Raw genomic sequence first — 19,008 nt, forward strand, 5'->3', positions numbered from 1 at the left:
AGCGCCGCCACCGCGGAGCCCGCCGCCCCCACCGCTCCCGCCACGCCGGTGCGGCACGGCACCCTCCGGCGCCGGCGGCGCGGCGGCAGGGCACGCCACCTGGTGCGGACGATCAGGACGGCCCGCTCGACGGGCCGCCGGCGCTGACGCCCGTCCTGCGGCAACGCCGCCTCACCCGGCCGGACGCGCGTCGCTCGCCGCGGCCGGGGAGGCGGCGTTCCCTGGGAGGGTGACTCCCCGCACGAGCCGTCTCCGCGACGTGCTGTCGGCGGCCCTGACCGTCGCGGCGTGCCTCCTGCTGCCGTTCGGCGCGCTCGCCGCCTGGGCGGCGTACGGGATCGCCGACACCGGGCGCTACGTCACCGCCATGGCGCCGCTCTCCTCCGACCCCGCGGTGCGCGGAGCGGTGGCGGACACGGTGGGCGCGGGCATCATGCACGAGCTGGCGCAGCGGCGCGGCCTGCCGCCGTCCGCCGCGCCGTACGTGCACAGCGCGGTGCGCTCGTTCACGCGGACCGAGACGTTCCGTGCCGTCTGGGACGCCGGCAACCGGGCCTCCCACGAGGCCGTGCTGAAGGCGCTGCGCGAGCGGCGCGAAGGCCCCGTCACCGTGGACCTCGCGCCGATCACCGCCCAGGTCCGGCACGAGCTGGCCGACGGGGACGTCCCGCTGGCCGGGAGCATCCCGGTGCGGCACGCCAGGCTGGCGGTGCTGGAGCCGGACGAACTGCGGCCGCTGCGGGTGGGGTTCCGCACGCTGGAGGTCGCCGGGGTGTGGCTGCCGGTGTCGGCCGGGGTGCTGGCGGGGGCCGGCATCGCCGTCGCGGTGCGCCGCCGCCGGGCGGTCACGGCGACCGCCCTCGGCACGGCCGTCGGCGGCGCGCTGCTGGGCGTCGCGCTGCTGGTGGGGCGGGCGACCGTCCTCGCCGACCTGCCCCCGGGCGTCTCCCGCCCCGCCGTGGCGGCCGTCTACGACGCCCTCACCACCACCCTGCGCCACGTCGCCTGGGGCCTGTTCGCCCTCGGCCTCCTGGTCGCCGCCGTCACCTGGCTCACCCGCCGCCGTACCGTCGCCCGCCTCACCGCCCGCCGGCCCGCCCCGCCCACCGGCGCACCCGCCCCACCGGCCGGCTCCCCCTCCGCGTCCCCCGCCGCGCCTCCCCCCGTGCCCTCCGCCACCACGCCCTCCGCCTCCACCGCGCCCCCGCCGTCCGGGGCCCGCCCGGCGAACCCGTCGCTTCCACGGCGGGTCGTTGACTAGTCTTTGCGGCATGTACGGCTACGACCCGAACGCCGGCGCCCAGCAGCAGTACGCCCCGCCGCCGCAGCAGCACCAGCAGCAGCCGATGGGCGGCATGAACGGCGGGTACGGTCAGCAGCAGCAGCCGCTGTACCCCGAGCCGTCCGCTCCGGCGCCCCCCACCCTGGTGGACGCGGTACGCGCCTTCACCACCGGGACCCTGACGGCGGAGGACTTCCACCAGGTCTTCGCGACGTCCAAGGTCTACTGCCCGCGCGGCGACAACCCCGGCTTCCTGGCGCTGCACAACACCCAGCAGCCGGTGATCCCGATGTTCACCTCGCTCAAGGAGCTGCGGCGGTACGCGGGCAAGGAGTCCAAGTACTTCGTGATCACCGGTTCCGAGGTGCTGGACCTGCTCCCCTCGGGATACGGCTTCGTGCTCGACATGGAGGGCGACCACCGCATGGTGTTCGACGCCCAGGCCGTCGAGCAGATGGTCGACTACGCGATGCGGCGCATGTACAGCTGACGCGGCGCACGGACAGCTGGTCCGGCCCCTTCCCGCCGCCCGCGCCCAGGCCCGGAGGACGTCCCCGTCCCCGGGCCTTTCGCACGCCTGGCAGAAAGTTCAACAATCAACTAATCTGGTGCCCGAGGAGGCCACCACCCAGGAGGCCGCCGCACAGGAGGTACCCACCGCCATGCCCGCCGTGACCGTAGAGAACACCCTGGCCCTGCCGCGCGTCACCGCCCCGGCCGAGGCCGCCGCCCGCCCCGTCCTCACCGTCACCACCGCGCCCACCGGGTTCGAGGGCGAGGGGTTCCCCGTGCGCAGGGCCTTCGCCGGGATCGCCCACCGGCACCTGGACCCGTTCATCCTGATGGACCAGATGGGCGAGGTGGAGTACGCGCCCGGCGAGCCGAAGGGCACGCCCTGGCACCCGCACCGCGGCTTCGAGACCGTCACCTACATCATCGACGGCGCCTTCGACCACCAGGACAGCCACGGCGGCGGCGGCTCGATCACCAACGGCGACACCCAGTGGATGACCGCCGGCAGCGGCCTGCTCCACATCGAGGCGCCGCCGGAGCAGCTGGTGATGTCCGGCGGCCTCTTCCACGGCCTCCAGCTGTGGGTCAACCTGCCGGCCAAGGACAAGATGATGGCCCCGCGCTACCAGGACATCCGCGGGGGCACGGTCAAGCTGCTGACCTCCCCCGACGGCGGCGCGCTGATCCGCGTGATCGCCGGTGAGCTCGACGGCCACCAGGGGCCGGGCATCACCCACACCCCCATCACGATGATCCACGCGACCGTCGCGCCGGGCGCCGAGGTCACCCTGCCGTGGCGGGAGGACTTCAACGCCCTCGCCTACGTGCTCGCCGGGCGCGGATCGGTGGGCGCGGAGCGGCGGCCCGTCCACATGGGGCAGGCGGCCGTGTACGGCAAGGGCTCCTCGCTGACCTTCCGGGCCGACGAGCGGCAGGACGGGCACACCCCCGGCCTGGAGATCGTGCTGCTCGGCGGTGAGCCGATCCGGGAGCCGATGCAGCAGTACGGGCCGTTCGTGATGAACACCCGCGAGGAGCTGGCGCAGGCCTTCGAGGACTTCCAGAAGGGCCGGTTCGGGCGGATCCCGGCGGCGCACGGGATGACCGCGGAGGGCCCGGGGGCCTGACCCCGGCGGGACGGCCCCCGCCCCGCGCGGGGGCCGTCCGGCATCAGGATTCGCCCAGTTCGAACCAGATGGTCTTGCCCTCGCCGCGCGGATCGACGCCCCAGGTCGAGGCCAGCTGCTCGATGAGGAACAGGCCGCGGCCCGAGGAGGCCAGTTCCCCCGGGTCCCGCTTGTGCGGCAGCGACTCACCGGAGTCGGTGACCTCCACCCGGAGCCGGCGCGGCCCCTTCCCGCCGCTGATCCGGGCGAGCAGCGTCGCGTCGGCGTCGGTGTGCATCAGGACGTTCGCGAGCATCTCGGAGGTCAGCAGCACCGCGGAGTCGACCTGGTCGAGGTCCCGCCAGTCGTGCAGCAGCTGCCGCAGTTCCGCGCGGGCGTCACGGATGCGGTCGGGCTCGTCCTGGGCGATCGTCGCCGCGATCTGGCGGACCGGCCACCACGCCGCGCCCTCCTTCCCACGCGACTCCTCCGTGGGCCGGTGGAGCAGGACGAACGCGATGTCGTCCTCGCGGCGGTCCGGCAACGGCCCGGCGTGGTGGTGCGAGGAGGGCCCCAGCACGCTGGAGACCAGCGTGTCGGCGAGCTCCTCCATGTCGTCGCCGTCGGAGGAGCCCTCCAGGATGTCGCGGACGCGCTCCCAGCCGCTGAGCAGGTCGTGGCCCCCGGTCTCGGCGAGCCCGTCCGTGCACAGCAGCAGCGTCTCGCCGGGCTCGAGCACGAACTCGGTGACGGGGTAGTCCGGGTCCGGCCAGATGCCCAGCGGGAGCCCGCCCGCGGTCGGCCGCAGCAGGACGGTGCCGTCGGTGAGCCGGATCACCGGGTCGAGGTGTCCGGCCCGGGCCATGGTGAGCGCGCCGCTGTCCGGGTCGACCTCCACGTAGAGGCAGGTGGCGAACCGGGTGTCGTCCGTCCTCTCGGATTCGTTGATGCCGTGCAGGAACCGGGAGGCGCGGGAGAGCACCGCGTCCGGCGGGTGCCCCTCGGAGGCGTAGGCGCGCAGCGCGATGCGCAGATGCCCCATCAGGCCCGCCGCCTGCACGTCGTGTCCCTGGACGTCGCCGATGACCAGGGCGAACCGGCCCCCCTGGCCGGGGGCCGCGGTGACGCCGGGCAGCGGGATCATGTCGAACCAGTCGCCGCCCACCTGGAGGCCGCCGCCGGTGGGCACGTAGCGGCCGCTGATCTCCATGCCCGGGACCTTGGGCCCCAGGCGCGGCATCATCGAGTCCTGGAGGCCCTGGGTCAGCTCGCGTTCGGTCTCGGCGGTGCCCGCCCGGGCCAGGGCCTGGGCCAGCATCCGGGCCACCGTGGTGAGGACGGAGCGTTCGTCGGGCGTGAACTTCACCGGATGCGCGAAGCCCGCCATCCAGGCGCCCAGGGTGCGGCCGCCCACCACCAGCGGCAGGAACGCCCAGGACTTCCGGTGGAACTGCGCGGCCAGCGGCCAGCCGCCGGGGTAGCGGGAGCGGTACTCCTCGGGCGAGCGGATGTAGACGGCCCGGCCGGTGCGGATCACCTCCGCGGCGGGGTAGTCCGTGTCCACCGACATCTGGGTGAACGGAAAGGCGTCCTGCTGGGGCTGCCCGTGGTGGCCGACGACCCTCAGCCGGTTCCCCTCGACGCCGAAGACCGCCAGGCCGTCGGGGGAGAACCCCGGCATGGACAGGCCCGCGGCGACCCGCAGCACCTCGTGGGTGGAGCCCGCCTCGGCCAGCGCCCGGCCCGCGTCCAGCAGGAACGCCTCGCGGTTGCGCCGCCAGTCGCCGATCACGGGGCCCTGCCGGGCGGCCCCCGGCACGGGGTCGCCGACCTCCTGGAGGACGCCGACGACCTCGTAGGAGCCCCGCCGCGCGTTGTAGGACGGACGGCAGCGCGACCGCAGGGTGCGCAGCACCCGGTTGCCGCCGTCCATCACCCGGATCCGCGCCTCGGCGAGCGTGTGCTCGGCCAGCGCCAGCTGGACGACGGCCAGCATCTCGTTCCAGTCCTCGGGATGGATCCGGGAGCGGATCTGGGCCTCCCGCAGCACCACCGGCTCGGCGGGGAAGCCCAGCTGGCGGGCGGCCTCGGCGTCGACGGTGACCCTGTCGTCGGCCGTGTCCCACTGCCAGAGGCCGATCGAGAGAATCGACAGGACCTCCGGGACCCTCTCGGCCGGCGGGGGATCGTGGTGGCGCATTGCTCCACTGTAGGAAGACGGTTCGCGAGGCTGCCATCCGAAGCGGAGGCGTCCGCCGCGCGCGCCGTACGCCGTCCGGGTGGACCTCGGGCGGCCGCGGCCGCGCAGGGCGGGCGCGGCTCGCGGGAAACGGGCCGGGCCGGTGTCCCGGACGGGCCCCGGCGGTTCCTCCGGGCGGGCGTGGGGCCGGACGGGGCGGGCGGCGGCCTCCCGGGCCCCGGGAAACCAAGGGGAAGCCGTGACAGCGCGACCGGTACCCTGGGAAGGCCCGGCCGAGCCATGCCGGGAGACCCCGCTTCCACGAAGACTGGATGAACGACGATGCATCGGTACAGGTCCCACACCTGCGGCGAGCTCCGCGCCTCTGACGTCGGCACCGACGTCCGGCTGAGCGGCTGGCTGCACAATCGGCGCGACCTGGGCGGCATCCTCTTCATCGATCTGCGCGACCACCACGGCATCACCCAGCTGGTCGCCCGCCCCGGCACCGCCGGGTACGAGGCCCTGGACAAGATGTCCAAGGAGTCGACCGTCCGGGTGGACGGCAAGGTCGTCTCCCGCGGCGCGGAGAACGTGAACGCCGACCTGCCGACCGGCGAGGTCGAGGTCGAGGTGTCCGAGGTCGAGCTGCTCGGCGCGGCCGCCCCGCTGCCGTTCACCATCAACGCCGAGGACGGCGTGAACGAGGAGCGCCGCCTGGAGTACCGCTTCCTCGACCTGCGCCGCGAGCGCATGCACCGCAACATCATGCTGCGCACGGCCGTCATCTCCGCCATCCGGCACAAGATGACCGCGCTCGGCTTCAACGAGATGGCGACGCCGATCCTCACCGCCACCTCCCCCGAGGGCGCCCGCGACTTCGTCGTGCCGTCGCGCCTGAACCCGGGCCGGTTCTACGCGCTGCCGCAGGCGCCGCAGCAGTTCAAGCAGCTGCTGATGATCTCCGGCTTCGACCGCTACTTCCAGATCGCGCCCTGCTTCCGCGACGAGGACGCCCGCGCCGACCGCTCGCCGGGCGAGTTCTACCAGCTCGACGTCGAGATGAGCTTCGTCGAGCAGGAGGACGTCTTCCAGCCGATCGAGAAGCTGATGACCGAGCTCTTCACCGAGTTCGGCAACGGCCGTGAGGTCACCTCGCCGTTCCCGCGGATCCCGTTCCGCGAGTCGATGCTCAAGTACGGCTCCGACAAGCCGGACCTGCGCGCCAAGCTGGAGCTCGTCGACATCACCGACGTCTTCGAGGGCTCCGCGTTCAAGGCGTTCGCCGGCAAGCACGTCCGCGCCCTGCCGGTGCCGGACGTCGCCGCCCAGCCGCGCAAGTTCTTCGACCAGCTCGGCCAGTTCGCCGTCGAGCTGGGCGCGCAGGGCCTGGCCTGGGTCCGCGTCGCCGAGGACGGCTCGCTGACCGGCCCGATCGCCAAGTTCCTCACCGAGGAGAACGTCGCCGAGCTGACCAAGCGCCTCGGCCTGGCCGCCGGCCACGCCGTCTTCTTCGGCGCCGGCGACTTCGACGAGGTCTCCAAGATCATGGGCGCGGTCCGCGTCGAGGCCGCCAAGCGGGCCGGCCACTTCGAGGAGGGCGTCTTCCGGTTCTGCTGGATCGTCGACTTCCCGATGTACGAGAAGGACGAGGAGACCGGCCGGATCGACTTCTCCCACAACCCGTTCTCCATGCCGCAGGGCGGCATGGACGCGCTGGAGAAGCAGGACCCGCTGGACATCCTGGCCTGGCAGTACGACATCGTCTGCAACGGCGTGGAGCTGTCCTCCGGCGCGATCCGCAACCACGAGCCCGAGATCATGCTGAAGGCGTTCGAGATCGCCGGCTACGACGCCGAGACGGTCGAGCGCGAGTTCGCCGGCATGCTGCGCGCGCTGCGCTTCGGCGCCCCGCCGCACGGTGGCATCGCCCCGGGCGTGGACCGCATCGTGATGCTGCTGGCCGACGAGCCCAACATCCGCGAGACCATCGCCTTCCCGCTCAACGGCAACGCCCAGGACCTGATGATGGGCGCGCCCACCGAGCTGGACGAGGCCCGCCTGCGCGAGCTGCACATCTCGGTGCGCAAGCCGCAGCCGAAGTAGCCGCTGCGGCGCCCACGGCACGGGGGCCCGGCACCGGAGACCATCTCCGGTGCCGGGCCCCCCTCGTTTCCGTCCGGGCGCGGTGCGACGGCGCCCTCGTCCCCCCTCCCTCCGGGCCGTCCGCCGGCGCGCGGAGAGCCGATTACCTGAGGGGTAATCGACCCGTTCCGCGCCTCCTGGCACGGTGGTGGTGTCAGGCCCCGACCGGCGCACGCCGGCCGGGACCCGCACCCCGACCAGCGCACTTCAGCGCGCACACCACCACGCCGGAGGACGATCAGCCATGTCCGCGACCTTCATCACCACCCTCGGCCGCAGCAACGAGCCCGTCACCCTGCTGCGCCGCTTCCTCGCCCTCGACGCCGTCGTCACCACCGCCAACGGCGTGGCCTACCTCGCCGCGTCCGGCCCCCTCGGGAGGCTGCTCGGGGTCGACTCCGGGCTGCTGCTCGGGCTCGGGGCGTTCCTGGTGCTGTTCGGAGCCGGAGTGGGCTTCCTGGGGACCCGGAGGCTGCCCCCGGTCCTCGCCGTGAAGGGGGTCGTCGAGGCCAACCTCGTCTGGGCGGTGGCGAGCCTCGTCGCGCTGTTCGCCTGGTTCGACGCCACCGCCGCCGGGGCCGTGTGGATCCCGGCACAGGCCCTCACCGTCGCCGGGTTCGCCGCGCTCCAGCACATGGCGCTGCGCGCCGCCGAGGACTGAGGGGCCGCGCCGTCAGCGACCGCGGCGGCCCAGGTAGGCGACCGTCTCCGCGTCGGCCGGGAGGAACGTCTCGATGGCCAGCTCGGAGACGGTCACGTCCATCGGCGTGTTGAAGGTGCTGATGGAGGAGACGAAGGACAGCACCCGCCCGTCGTGCTCGATCTGCAGGGGCAGCGCGAAGTACGGGTGGTCCGGTCCGTCCTCCGGCGGCCGCCCGGCGCCGTTCCCGGCCGCCGGGGCCGCCCGGTCCTCCGGGACCGCCGAGGCCACCGGATAGGCGGCCACCTCCTCGTACAGGGCGCGGAGGGATTCCGAGCGCAGGTGCGCGATCTGGCGTTCCATCTGGACCAGCAGGTGCCCGCGCCACTCCGCCAGGTTCCGGATCCTGGGAGCCATGCCCTGCGGGTGCAGGGTGAGCCGCATGGCGTTCAGCGGGGGCGTGAGCAGATGCTCCGGCAGGCCCTCCAGCAGCATCAGGATTCCCTCGTTGGCGGCCAGCACGTTGTAACAGCCGTCGACGACGACCGCCGGATAGGGCTCGTAGCCGCGCAGCAGCCGCTCGATGCCCTCCCGCAGCGCCCCCATCGCCGGGTCCCCCAGGGACGTCTCCGAGTAGTGCGGCGCGTAACCGGCCGCCAGGAGCAGCGCGTTGCGGTCCCGTACGGGTATCTCCAGGTGCTCGGCGAGCTTGAGGATCATCGGTTCGCTCGGGCGGGAGCGCCCGGTCTCGATGAAGCTGATGTGACGGGCCGAGGAGTCGGCGCGCAGCGCCAACTCCAGCTGGCTGAGCCGACGCCGCTCGCGCCAGCCGCGCAACAGAGGTCCCACGCCCGTGTCGAGGGAGGCAGTCGTCATGTGACGACCGTATCGCGGCCCCGCCGCGCGGGAGGAAGGGCGCGGCGCCGGCCGGACCGCCACGGCGCCCGGCCGCCGGGCACGTCCCGGACGGACGCGCCGCGCGGCCCCCGGCACCGCCCGCGTGGGTGGAGTCCGTGGCGTACGGCTGCCGGGGTGTCCGCCGCGGGCGGGCGGAGGGTCCGCGCGCTCACGCGGCCTCCCCGTGCTCGGCGCGGCAGTCGCGGCAGCGGCCGGGCTCCGGAGCGCGGAAGGCGCGGTCGCAGTGGTCGCAGGTCTGGAGGGGGTGCCTGGGGTCCGGTGCCGGCGCGGCCGGGGGCCGGACGGGCGGCAGGGGCGGGAGCTGTGCGGCCAGGCGGTGGGCGAGGAGGGCCGCCGGACGGATCAGGGGCTCGTCCGGCAGGTTCTCGGTCAGCGCACGGCGGACGGCGCCGGGGGCGACGTCGCGTTCCAGCCAGGCGGCGACAACCGGTGCGAGGTGTTCGGCGTCGGTGGCCGACAGGAGGAGGCGCGGGTCGTGGCGGCGCAGGCCGGCCAGGACCTCGACGGCTGTCCGCAGGAGGTCCGGGGCGGGGAACGAGGGCCGGGGTACGGCGGGGAGGCTCTTGCGCCGTTGCGCCGGCGGCTCGTCGGGGCCCGTGCGCCGTGCGGACCGGCGGGCGGCCGTCTCCCGCGCGGCGGCGCGGTGGCCGGGCTTGTTGCAGGAGACCGTGCGCGTGACGATCCGGCCGGTCGCGGTCCGCTCGTGGGTGCGGCGCAGGTAGCCGTGCGTTTCGAGCTCCCGCAGGGCGGCGGCGATGCGGGTGGGGCCCTCGGGGAAGCGGGCGGCGAGCGTCTTGATGTCGACGGCGGTCCCCGGGCGGACCGACTGGATGTAGCAGCCGAGTCCGATGGCCAGCAGGGACAACTCCCGGTGCTGGGCCAGGTCGTTGCCGATCACGGTGAAGTTCTCGGTGTGACGGACGTGCTCGTGCACGACGCCGGCGAAAGGCCGCCCGGCGGGGTGGTTTTCCCCGCGGTTACGGGCCTGGGCGCGCGAGGGCGCGCTAGGGTTTCGGGTATCCATCGGGAAGGTCCTGACTTCCTGGTGGTCGGGCCCTCGCGACGGGATGCCAGTCCCGGCGGGGGCCTTTCACATGTCTGCGGTTGTGTTGCGCTGAGCGTAAGGCAGGCGACCGGGCCCAAATCCAGCCCAGCCGGGCATATTCACCCGGCCGAGTGAGCGGCCGCCGCGGGAGGGAGGGGAGGGGTTTGGCTGGGTGCTTTCTCCCCGGTGGGTAGGTACAGGGGGAGCGCAGGGGCCACCGGGGATCGAGGTTCCAGGTTCCGGTGACTTCCGGCGGGGGAAATCCAGTTCGATTCCGCCCCCTTCCCCTTGCGCGGCCGGATCACCCCGGCCCAGGGCCCCTCCGGCCGTCTCTCCCGCGCCTGCCCAGCCGCAGGCCCCGGCCGCGGACCCGTCGCCCTCCGCCGCGGCCGTCAGGCCTCGTACCCGCCGTCCCACGGGGGCCCGAAGCCGAGACGGTCGGGATGGAGTTCGGTCCACTCGTCGCCCTCGTCCTCGGACTCGACGAGGAGGCCGAAGAGGACGCCGTCGACGGTGCGGCGGAAGGGACGGACCGCGATGTCGCCGTAACAGCGCGACGGGAGGGTCTCCAGGAGCTTGGTCAGGTGGGCCTCGGCCTGGCCGAGGACCGCCGGGTCGCGCCGCTGGTCGGCCCAGGTGCCGCCGAACCAGACCTCGGTGTCGCGGTGGACGCCGTCCGCGTCGAAGGTGTGCAGGACGGCGTAGAGCCGCCGCCGCTGCTCCCACCCGTCGTCGGGGCGGTACCCGACGGGGTAGGCGTACGTCACCGATGCCAGGAACTGGCCGTCGGCGTAGCGGCCGATGGTGGCCGTACGGCCGTCCGGCTCATGGGCGATCGGGATGACCTGGGGGATTGCCATGAGCGGCAACCCTAGGCCCACCGGACGGAGTTGCGAAGCCGGGCGGTCACTACGTCCGGCATGACGCGATTTCTCCGCCCGGTGGCCGGGGTTCCGCCCGGTGGCCGGGGTCAGTGGGCGACGTACTGGGTGAGGATCGCCTGCACCTCGTAGATGTCGACGCCCTTGGTGAAGGTCTTCTGGATCGGCATCGGGGAGCCGGACACCCAGATCTTCAGCTCGGCGTCCAGGTCGAAGGTGCCGGCCGTCTCCACCGCGAAGTGGGTGATGGAGCGGTACGGGATCGAGTGGTACTCGGTCTTCTTGCCGGTGATGCCCTGCTTGTCGACCAGGATCAGACGGCGGTCCGTCAGCATGATGACGTCGCGGATCAGCAGGTAGGCGGCCCGCACCTGCTCGCCCTGGCCGAGGAGGCGGGCGTAGTCCTGGCTCGCCTGGGCCGGGTCGATCGGGTGCGCGTTGCCGAAGAGTGCCATGTGGTCCCCCCACGTGTGGTGTTTCCACCGGTCAGAGGCGCGACCGGTGTGTCCGGTGAGACGCGCGCGGCCCGGGAACGGTTGCGTTCCCGGGCCGCGGCCGCGCCGGGCGTCACTGCCGGCGGAGGGGGGGGTCACTCGCCGCCGAAGCGCTCCTTGTAGGCCTCCAGGTCGTCCTCGGTCAGCTTCGCGAAGAGCACCGGCGGGACGGTGAACGGCGTGCCCACGGGCAGGAAGGCCAGCGCGCGGGCCTCCTCGGCCGACACCCACGCGGCGGTGTCGCCGTCGAGCCGGAACGCCTCGCGCATCGCCCGGGAGCTGGCCGGGATGAACGGCTCGGAGACGATCGCGTACAGGTGGATCAGGTTCATCGCCGTGCGCAGGGTGAGCGCGGCGCCGTCCTTGTCGGTCTTGATCTCCAGCCAGGGGGCCTTCTCCTCCAGGTAGGAGTTGCCCGCCGACCACAGCGCGCGCAGCGCGGCCGCGGCCTTGCGGAACTGGAGGGCCTCCATCTGGGTCTCGTACTCGGCCAGCAGCGCGGCGATCTGCTCGCCCAGCCTCGCCTCGGCCTCGCCCGCCTCGCCGCCCGCCGGGACCTCCTCGCCGAAGCGCTTCTTCGAGAAGGACAGCACCCGGTTGACGAAGTTGCCGAGGGTGTCCGCCAGGTCCTTGTTGACCGTGGCCGTGAAGTGCTCCCAGGTGAACGACGAGTCGTCGGACTCCGGGGCGTTGGCGATCAGGAAGTAGCGCCAGTAGTCGGCCGGCAGGATCTCCAGCGCCTGGTCGGTGAAGACGCCGCGCCTCTGCGAGGTGGAGAACTTGCCGCCGTAGTACGTCAGCCAGTTGAACGCCTTGACGACGTCGACCTTCTTCCACGGCTCGCGCACGCCCAGCTGGGTGGCCGGGAACATCACCGTGTGGAAGGGGACGTTGTCCTTGGCCATGAACTGGGTGTAGCGGACCGTCTCGTCGGCCTCGTACCACCAGGACTTCCAGTCCCGGTCCGACGGGTCGACGTCCGCCCACTCCTTGGTGGCGCCCAGGTACTCGACCGGGGCGTCGAACCAGACGTAGAAGACCTTGCCCTCGGCGGCCAGCTCCGGCCAGGTGTCGGCGGGCACCGGGACGCCCCAGTCCAGGTCGCGGGTGATCGCGCGGTCGTGCAGGCCCTCGGTCAGCCACTTGCGGGCGATGGAGGACGACAGGTGCGGCCACTGCTCCTCGTGGGCCGCCACCCACTGCTCGACCTCGTGCTGGAGCTTGGACTGCAGCAGGAAGAGGTGCTTGGTCTCGCGGACCTCCAGGTCGGTGGAGCCGGAGATCGCCGAGCGCGGGTTCACCAGGTCGGTCGGGTCCAGGACGCGGGTGCAGTTCTCGCACTGGTCGCCGCGGGCCTTGTCGTAGCCGCAGTGCGGGCAGGTGCCCTCGACGTAGCGGTCCGGGAGGAACCGGCCGTCGGTCGGGGAGTAGACCTGGCGGATCGCCCGCTCCTCGATGAAGCCGTTCTCGTTCAGCTTCCGGGCGAAGTGCTGGGTGATCTCGACGTTCTCCTGCGAGGAGCTGCGGCCGAAGTGGTCGAAGGCGAGGGCGAAGCCGTCGTAGACCGCCTTCTGGGCGTCGTGCGCCTGCGCGCAGAACTCGGCGACCGGGAGGCCCTTCTCCTTCGCGGCGAGCTCCGCGGGGGTGCCGTGCTCGTCGGTGGCGCAGATGTACAGGACGTCGTGACCGCGCTGGCGCAGGTAACGGGAGTACACGTCGGCCGGGAGCATGGACCCCACCATGTTGCCCAGGTGCTTGATCCCGTTGATGTACGGAAGGGCGCTGGTGATGAGGTGTCGAGCCACGGGGCTGCTCCCAGGTCGCAATGTCTTCGAACCGTGAAATCGTAGCCGACGCGGGGGTGCCGCCCGCCTCCCGTTTTGCTTGGGGGGAGGGGGCGGCACCGTTGTTCCTGCCGTGTCGTTCCGGCCGGCTCAGGCCTGCCGGGCCCCCGGCTGCCAGGCGGCCAGGACGCCGTCGTAGAGCTCGCGGTCGGTGAGCTCCAGCGGGGTCGGGCCGGCGTGGAAGAACGCGGTGTTGCCGGTCTTCAGCTTGCGGGCGTAGTCGAACGCCTTGTTGTCGTGCTCGCCGAACGCCACCAGGGAGAAGAACACGCCGGGGTGCGAGGCCTCGGCGTCGGTGAACGCCTGGGTGGCCGGGGTCTTGGCGTCGGGCGCGCCGTCCGTCTGGAAGATCACCAGGGCGGGGGCCTTCGGGTCCTGCGAGGCGTCGTGGAGACGGAGGACCTCGGCGACGGCGGCGTGGTAGCTGGTGCGGCCCATCCGGCCGAGGCCGGCGTGCAGGTCGTCGACCTTGTTCTCGAACTCGGCGAGGGTCAGCTCACCGGTCCCGTCGATCTCGGTGGAGAAGAAGACGACGGGGAGCGCGGTCCTCTCCGCGCTCTCCGGCGACAGGTGCACGGCCAGGGCGAGGGCCTGCTCACCGAGCGCCTGGGCGGAGCCGTCCTTGTAGTAGGGCCGCATCGACGCGGACCGGTCGAGGACGAGGTACACGCGGGCCTTCGCCCCCGCGAGCCCGCGCGCCTCCAGGGCGGCGGTCGCGGCGGCGTGGGCGGGGACGAGCGGGGCGGGCACGGCGACGGGCGCGGCCTTCACGTCACCGTCACCCTCCTCCGCGGGCTCCTCCTCCGCCGCGGGCTCATCGGCCTGCTCGGCCTCGGCCGCCGGCTCCTCCTCGGCAGCGGCTTCCTCAACCGGCTCGGCCTCGGCAGCGGGCTCCTCCACCGGCTCCGCCTCGGCAGCGGGCTCGGCCTCAGCCGCAGGCTCATCCTGAGCAGCGGTTTCCTCGGCCGGCTCAGCCTCGGCCGCCGGCTCCGCCTCGGCGGCGGTCTCTTCCTGAGCAGCGGCTTCCTCGACAGGCTCAGCCTCGGCAGCAGCTTCCTTCACCGGCTCTGCCTCGACAGCAGGCTCCTCGGCCGGCTCAGCCTCAGCCTCAGGCTCATCCTGAGCAGCGGTTTCCTCGGCCGACTCTGCCTCAGCCGCCGGCTCCGCCTCGGCGGCGGTCTCTTCCTGAGCAGCGGCTTCCTCGACAGGCTCAGCCTCGGCAGCGGGCTCCTCGGCCGACTTCTCCTCGGCCGCCGGCTCCGCCTCGGCGGCGGGCTCCGCCTCGGCAGCAGACTCCTCGGCCGGCTCAGCCTCATCCTGGGCGGCGGCCTTCCCAGTCGGCTCGGCCTCAGCGGCGGCTTCCGCCACCGGCTCAGCCTCATCGGCGGGCTCGTCCTGAGCAGCGGTTTCCTCGGCCGGCTCTGCCTCGGCAGCGGCTTCCTTCACCGACTCTGCCTCGGCAGCAGACTCCTCGGACGGCTCCGCCTCAGCCGCGGGCTCCTCCTGAGCAGCGGCTTCCTCGACAGGCTCAGCCTCGGCGGCGGGCTCCTCGGCCGACTTCTCCTCGGCCGCCGGCTCCGCCTCGGCGGCGGGCTCGGGCTCGGCGGCGGGCTCCGGCTCCGCCTGCGGTTCGGCGACCGCGTCGTCGGCGGCGGCGTCTCTGGTCCGGGAGGCGGCGCGCTCGTCGCCGGCGTCCACCGCGGCGGGCTCCGGCTCGTCCGCGGACCCGGTGGACTTCGCCTCCTCGATCCTCTCCGCGACCTTGGCCTCCGCCTCGGCCACCTCCTCCGGGTCCGCCACCGTCTCCGGGGCGGCGTCGGCCCGCGCCTCGTCCGCGGCGGCCGGGGCCGGCTCCGTGGCCGCCGGGGCGTCGTCCCCCGGCGCGGCGGGGCGCGGGACGGCGACGCCGTCGAACGCGGCGGCCACCAGTTCGTGCTCCGTCTCGCCGGTCGGCTGCTGGGGAACCCCGGCGGAGGAAGGAGCAGGGGCGTCGGCGGAGTCCGGGGCGGAGGCCTGCGCCGGCACCTTGGCGGAGGTCTCGTCCGGCGCGCCGCCCTGGGGCGGGACCGTGGGCTCCGGATCGGCGGCACGTTCCTTGCGCGCCTTTCCGAACGCGTTCCGCAGGAGAGAGAAGATGCCCATGTGTCGCTACCCTTCGGAGGAGCTGAAGCCCGTCGAACCCTGGCCTGGACGGACACGTAAGGTTAGCGGCCCCCTCAGGGCCGCCAGGTAAGGGGCGCACGCCCCGGGCCCGTGGCCGCACCCGACCGGATGCATCCTCTCGGGTGCACCCGTGCCGCGCGCGGGTTTGAAAGCCGTTTCGCTGCTCCCGGTTCACCCCGCATTCACGCGGACGATCCGTTCCCGCACGTCTTCCTCCCTAGCGTCACGCCCACACCTAGGGCACAAGGGGAGAATCGAACGTGCGCAAACTGCTGCCGCTCATCGGAACACCGTCCCAAGCGCACCCCGGCGGCCGGTCCGCGCTGACCTGTCGTTTCCGCTGCGGCGACGCCTGCTTCCACGAGGCGCCGAACACCAGCGACAACGAGTACATCGGCGACATCGTGGCCGGTGCCGTCAGCCGCCGTTCGGTGATGCGCGCCGCCGCGGTGGTGACGGTCGCCACCGCGGCCGGCTCGGCCACGGCGGTCGGCGGCGCGCGGCCCGCCCAGGCCGCCGAGGCCCGCCACGGACGTCCCGCGAAGCCGGGGGGCGCCCGCGGCCTGCGCTTCACGCCGGTCGCGCCCAACACCGCCGACCAGGTCACCGTGCCGGCCGGCTACGGGCAGAACGTGGTGATCCGCTGGGGCGAACCGATCCTGCGCGGCGCCCCGGAGTTCGACCCGGAGAACCAGACCGCCGCCGCCCAGGCCGGTCAGTTCGGCTACAACAACGACTTCCTGGCGCTGCTGCCGCTGAAGGGCGAGCCGCACCGCCAGATCCTCGTCGCCAACCACGAGTACACCGACGAGCTCCTGATGTTCCGCGACTACGACGCGGCCGCCCCGACCCGCGAGCAGGTCGAGATCGCCTGGGCGGCGCACGGCCTGTCCGCGGTCGTGGTCGAGGAGGACCGCCGGACCGGCGCGCTGCGCCCCGTCCGCCGCCACCGCCTCAACCGCCGGGTCACCGCGACCACCGAGTTCCGCCTCACCGGCCCCGCGGCCGGCTCCGACCTGCTGAAGACCTCCGCCGACCCGACCGGCACCAAGGTGCTCGGCACGCTCAACAACTGCGCGGGCGGCGTCACCCCGTGGGGCACCACGCTGCACGGCGAGGAGAACTTCAACCAGTACTTCGCCAACGGCAGCCGCACCACCGACACCCGCTACGGCATCGGCACCGGCGCCACCGAGCGCAAGTGGGAGCGTTTCGACAAGCGCTTCGACATCGCCCAGGAGCCGAACGAGGTGCACCGCTTCGGCTGGGTCGTCGAGTTCGACCCGTCCGACCCGGACTCCACCCCGCGCAAGCGCACCGCGCTGGGACGCTTCAAGCACGAGGCCGCGACCGTCAGCCTCACCGCCGACGGCCGTCCGGTCATCTACTCCGGCGACGACGAGCGCTTCGACTACGTCTACAAGTTCGTCGGCTCCAAGCGGATGGCGAGGGGCAACTCCCGCGCGGCCCGGGAGCACAACCTCACGCTGCTCGACGAGGGCACCCTCTACGTCGCCCGGTTCACCGGCGACTCCCCCGCCGCCGAGATCGACGGCACCGGCAAGCTGCCCTCGGACGGCGGGTTCGACGGCAGCGGCGAGTGGATCCCGCTGGCCACCGCCACCGCCGACGGCGCGGTCTCGCACGTGCCGGGCATGACGGCCGAGGAGGTCTTCGTCTTCACGCGCCTGGCCGGTGACAAGCGCCAGGCGACCAAGATGGACCGCCCCGAGGACGTCGAGCCGAACCCCCGCACCGGCAAGGTGTACGTCGCCCTGACCAACAACAGCAACCGCGGCAGGACGAACTACCCGGCCGCGGACGAGGCCAACCCGCGCAACCAGAACAAGCACGGCCAGGTCCTGGAGCTCACCGAGAAGCACTCCAGGCCCGATGCCCTGACCTTCGCCTGGTCGCTGTTCCTGGTCGCGGGCGACCCGAACGACCCGGCCACCTACTTCGCCGGCTTCCCCAAGGAGAAGGTCAGCCCCATCTCCTGCCCGGACAACGTGGCCTTCGACCCGCACGGCAACCTGTGGATCTCCACCGACGGCAACGCGCTGGGCAATCACGACGGCCTGTTCGGCGTCGCGGTGACGGGCGAGCGGCGCGGTGAGCTGAAGCAGTTCCTGACGGTGCCGAAGGGCGCGGAGACCTGCGGTCCGGTCATCCAGGACCGCCGGGTCCTGGTGGCCGTGCAGCACCCGGGCGAGGTCGACGGGGCGAGCGTGGCCGAGCCCGCCTCCCAGTGGCCCGACGGTCCGGGCACCTACGTCCGGCCGGCCGTGGTCGCGGTGTGGCGTCAGGACGGCGGCGACATCGGGGTCTGACGGCCCCCGCCGGACCGGGAGGGTTCAGCGGTGGAGGGCGAGGGTCACCAGCACGGCCCGGTGGTCCGAGCCCTCCATCGTGAGGAACCGCGCGTCGCGGGCGGTGAAGCGGGGCGAGACCAGCACGTGGTCGATCTGCACCCCCGGCACCGGCCTGCCGGTCACCGGCCAGCTGGCCGTCCGGGCGGCTCCGGCCAGGGCGGCCGCGTCGGCCAGCCGCCCGTCGTCCAGCAGGCGGCGGAAGGCGGCGTGGTCGCGGGAGGCGTTGAAGTCGCCGGCCAGGATCACGGGGGTGCCCTCACCGGCGGCCCCGTGGTCACCGGCCGGGCGGTGGGCCCGCGCCCAGCGGCGCAGCTCCTCCAGTTCCTTCCGCCACGCGCCGAGCCGGCCCGGCGTGGGCGGCGCGGGGTGGGCGAGCTGGAGGCGCACCCGGTGGCCGTCCACCTCGGCGACGGCCCCGGGCTGGCCCATCCCGGCGGGCACCGGGTCGGCCGGGGCCAGCGGCAGCCGGGAGACGATCGCCGAGCCGGCCGGGCCGTCGCCCGGCACCGCACGCAGGTGCGGGTGGGTGGCGGCGAGGGCGGAGGTCAGCGCGTCCAGGCAGGCCGGGTCGCACTCCTGGACGAAGACCAGGTCCGGGCGCTCCCGGCGGACCGTCTCCACCAGGGCGTCGGCGGCCCGGCCGAACTGCAGGTTCGCGGTCAGCACGCGCAGCCCGGCGACCTCAGGGCCCCCGGCGGGACGGTCCCCGCCGGGCGGGACGGTGTACCAGGTGAGGAGCGCGGCCAGGCCCGCGCCCCAGGCCGCGAGGACGGGGCGGCGGGCGGTCAGCGCGCCGAGCAGTCCCAGTCCGGCCGGGACCAGCAGCCAGGGCAGGAAGGCGAGCAGCTGGGGCACCGGGGTGGGGCCGTCGGCGTCGGCGACGCGGAAGGCGGTCACCGCGCCGGTGCCGGTCAGGAGCGCGGCGGAGCCCCAGGTGGCGACGGTGCGGGCGGCGCCGCGACGCCGGGGCGCCGCGACGGGCGCCTGGTCCTGCTCGGTGGTGGCCACGCCCTCATCGTGCCGCACGGAGGTCAGGCGGGGGCGTGGAACTCCCGCACCACCTCGATGCGCCCGACGATGTGCCGGTTGAACTCCTCCAGCTCCTCGGCCGGCACCCACAGCTCCAGGATGGTCTCGCCGCCGGCCCGGCGGACCGGATAGCGGGCCAGGAAGCCGGCCTCCACCTCGAACCGGGTCACGTAGCCGGACCCGGAGGCCGGAACGTTCCAGTCACGGGCGATGCGGACCGCGTAGTCCTCGTTGAGCACCGGGTAGAAGATCGGCTGCTCGGGCAGGCGGGGCGGCCACGCCCGGTACCCGGAGTCCGCGACCAGGGCGAGCTCCACCGGCCCGGTGGGGCGCCAGAGGGTGGTGGTCCGCTGTGTTGTGCTCATGAAGCGACGGTAGGCAGCACGGGCCGCAGGGG

At 73.6% G+C, this 19,008-nt stretch carries 15 protein-coding genes; 6 read left to right on the plus strand and 9 right to left on the minus strand.

All coding sequences use genetic code 11. From position 1 onward, the window contains the following. Positions 1-229: 229 nt before the first annotated feature. The 3 genes from A2U95_RS29320 (at position 230) to A2U95_RS29330 (ending at position 2,922) form a co-directional block, all read left to right on the plus strand. Positions 230-1,261, plus strand: a complete 1,032-nt coding sequence (locus tag A2U95_RS29320; RefSeq protein WP_206283115.1) for a hypothetical protein — start codon at positions 230-232, stop codon at positions 1,259-1,261. A 10-nt stretch (positions 1,262-1,271) separates the two neighbouring features. Further along, a complete protein-coding gene (locus A2U95_RS29325; protein ID WP_166028579.1) occupies positions 1,272-1,772 on the plus strand; it encodes an SseB family protein in 501 nt (166 codons plus the stop codon). A gap of 172 nt (positions 1,773-1,944) precedes the next feature. After that, positions 1,945-2,922, plus strand: coding sequence for a pirin family protein (locus A2U95_RS29330; RefSeq protein ID WP_166028653.1), 978 nt, complete (start codon positions 1,945-1,947; stop codon positions 2,920-2,922). A 43-nt stretch (positions 2,923-2,965) separates the two neighbouring features. Here A2U95_RS29330 and A2U95_RS29335 read toward each other — a convergent pair whose 3' ends face one another. Further along, positions 2,966-5,101, minus strand: a complete 2,136-nt coding sequence (locus A2U95_RS29335) for a SpoIIE family protein phosphatase (protein WP_166028581.1) — start codon at positions 5,099-5,101, stop codon at positions 2,966-2,968. Between the two features lie 321 nt (positions 5,102-5,422). Here A2U95_RS29335 and aspS point away from each other — a divergent pair, with 321 nt between their 5' ends. Together aspS and A2U95_RS29345 are read left to right on the plus strand one after the other, a co-directional pair. Then, positions 5,423-7,186: an aspartate--tRNA ligase gene (aspS, locus tag A2U95_RS29340; protein ID WP_166028583.1), complete on the plus strand. Its 1,764-nt coding sequence runs from the start codon at positions 5,423-5,425 to the stop codon at positions 7,184-7,186. Positions 7,187-7,469: 283 nt separating this feature from the next. After that, entirely contained in the window at positions 7,470-7,886 is a 417-nt protein-coding gene (locus A2U95_RS29345; protein ID WP_166028585.1) for a hypothetical protein, read from the plus strand. Positions 7,887-7,898: 12 nt separating this feature from the next. On the opposite strand, the gene A2U95_RS29350 is transcribed toward A2U95_RS29345, so the two are convergent. The 6 genes from A2U95_RS29350 to A2U95_RS29375 all read right to left on the minus strand — a co-directional run bounded on the left by A2U95_RS29350 (position 7,899) and on the right by A2U95_RS29375 (position 15,189). Beyond that, positions 7,899-8,741 carry a helix-turn-helix domain-containing protein gene (locus A2U95_RS29350; RefSeq protein WP_166028587.1) on the minus strand — a complete coding sequence of 281 codons (843 nt, stop codon included), beginning with the start codon at positions 8,739-8,741 and terminating at the stop codon, positions 7,899-7,901. A 190-nt stretch (positions 8,742-8,931) separates the two neighbouring features. After that, complete coding sequence (locus A2U95_RS29355; RefSeq protein ID WP_166028589.1) at positions 8,932-9,807, minus strand: helix-turn-helix domain-containing protein; 876 nt, start codon at positions 9,805-9,807, stop codon at positions 8,932-8,934. Between the two features lie 413 nt (positions 9,808-10,220). After that, entirely contained in the window at positions 10,221-10,688 is a 468-nt protein-coding gene (locus A2U95_RS29360) for a hypothetical protein (RefSeq protein ID WP_166028591.1), read from the minus strand. Between the two features lie 110 nt (positions 10,689-10,798). Continuing rightward, on the minus strand, positions 10,799-11,164 hold the full coding sequence (locus A2U95_RS29365) for a PH domain-containing protein (protein ID WP_166028592.1): 366 nt from the start codon (positions 11,162-11,164) through the stop codon (positions 10,799-10,801). Positions 11,165-11,298: 134 nt separating this feature from the next. Beyond that, on the minus strand, positions 11,299-13,008 hold the full coding sequence (gene metG / locus A2U95_RS29370) for a methionine--tRNA ligase (RefSeq protein ID WP_166028594.1): 1,710 nt from the start codon (positions 13,006-13,008) through the stop codon (positions 11,299-11,301). Positions 13,009-13,137: 129 nt separating this feature from the next. Continuing rightward, positions 13,138-15,189, minus strand: a complete 2,052-nt coding sequence (locus A2U95_RS29375) for a VWA domain-containing protein (RefSeq protein ID WP_166028596.1) — start codon at positions 15,187-15,189, stop codon at positions 13,138-13,140. A gap of 281 nt (positions 15,190-15,470) precedes the next feature. On the opposite strand from A2U95_RS29375, the gene A2U95_RS29380 reads away from it, so the two are divergent. Then, positions 15,471-17,540, plus strand: coding sequence for a PhoX family protein (locus A2U95_RS29380; protein WP_166028598.1), 2,070 nt, complete (start codon positions 15,471-15,473; stop codon positions 17,538-17,540). Positions 17,541-17,564: 24 nt separating this feature from the next. Here the strand turns inward: A2U95_RS29380 and A2U95_RS29385 are convergent, their stop codons facing one another. Further along, on the minus strand, positions 17,565-18,590 hold the full coding sequence (locus tag A2U95_RS29385; protein WP_166028600.1) for an endonuclease/exonuclease/phosphatase family protein: 1,026 nt from the start codon (positions 18,588-18,590) through the stop codon (positions 17,565-17,567). A gap of 23 nt (positions 18,591-18,613) precedes the next feature. Further along, on the minus strand, positions 18,614-18,976 hold the full coding sequence (locus A2U95_RS29390; protein WP_166028602.1) for an ADP-ribosylation/crystallin J1: 363 nt from the start codon (positions 18,974-18,976) through the stop codon (positions 18,614-18,616). Positions 18,977-19,008: the final 32 nt, after the last annotated feature.

The sequence above is a fragment of the Streptomyces chilikensis genome, assembly GCF_001642695.1.
Classification (GTDB): domain Bacteria; phylum Actinomycetota; class Actinomycetes; order Streptomycetales; family Streptomycetaceae; genus Streptomyces; species Streptomyces chilikensis.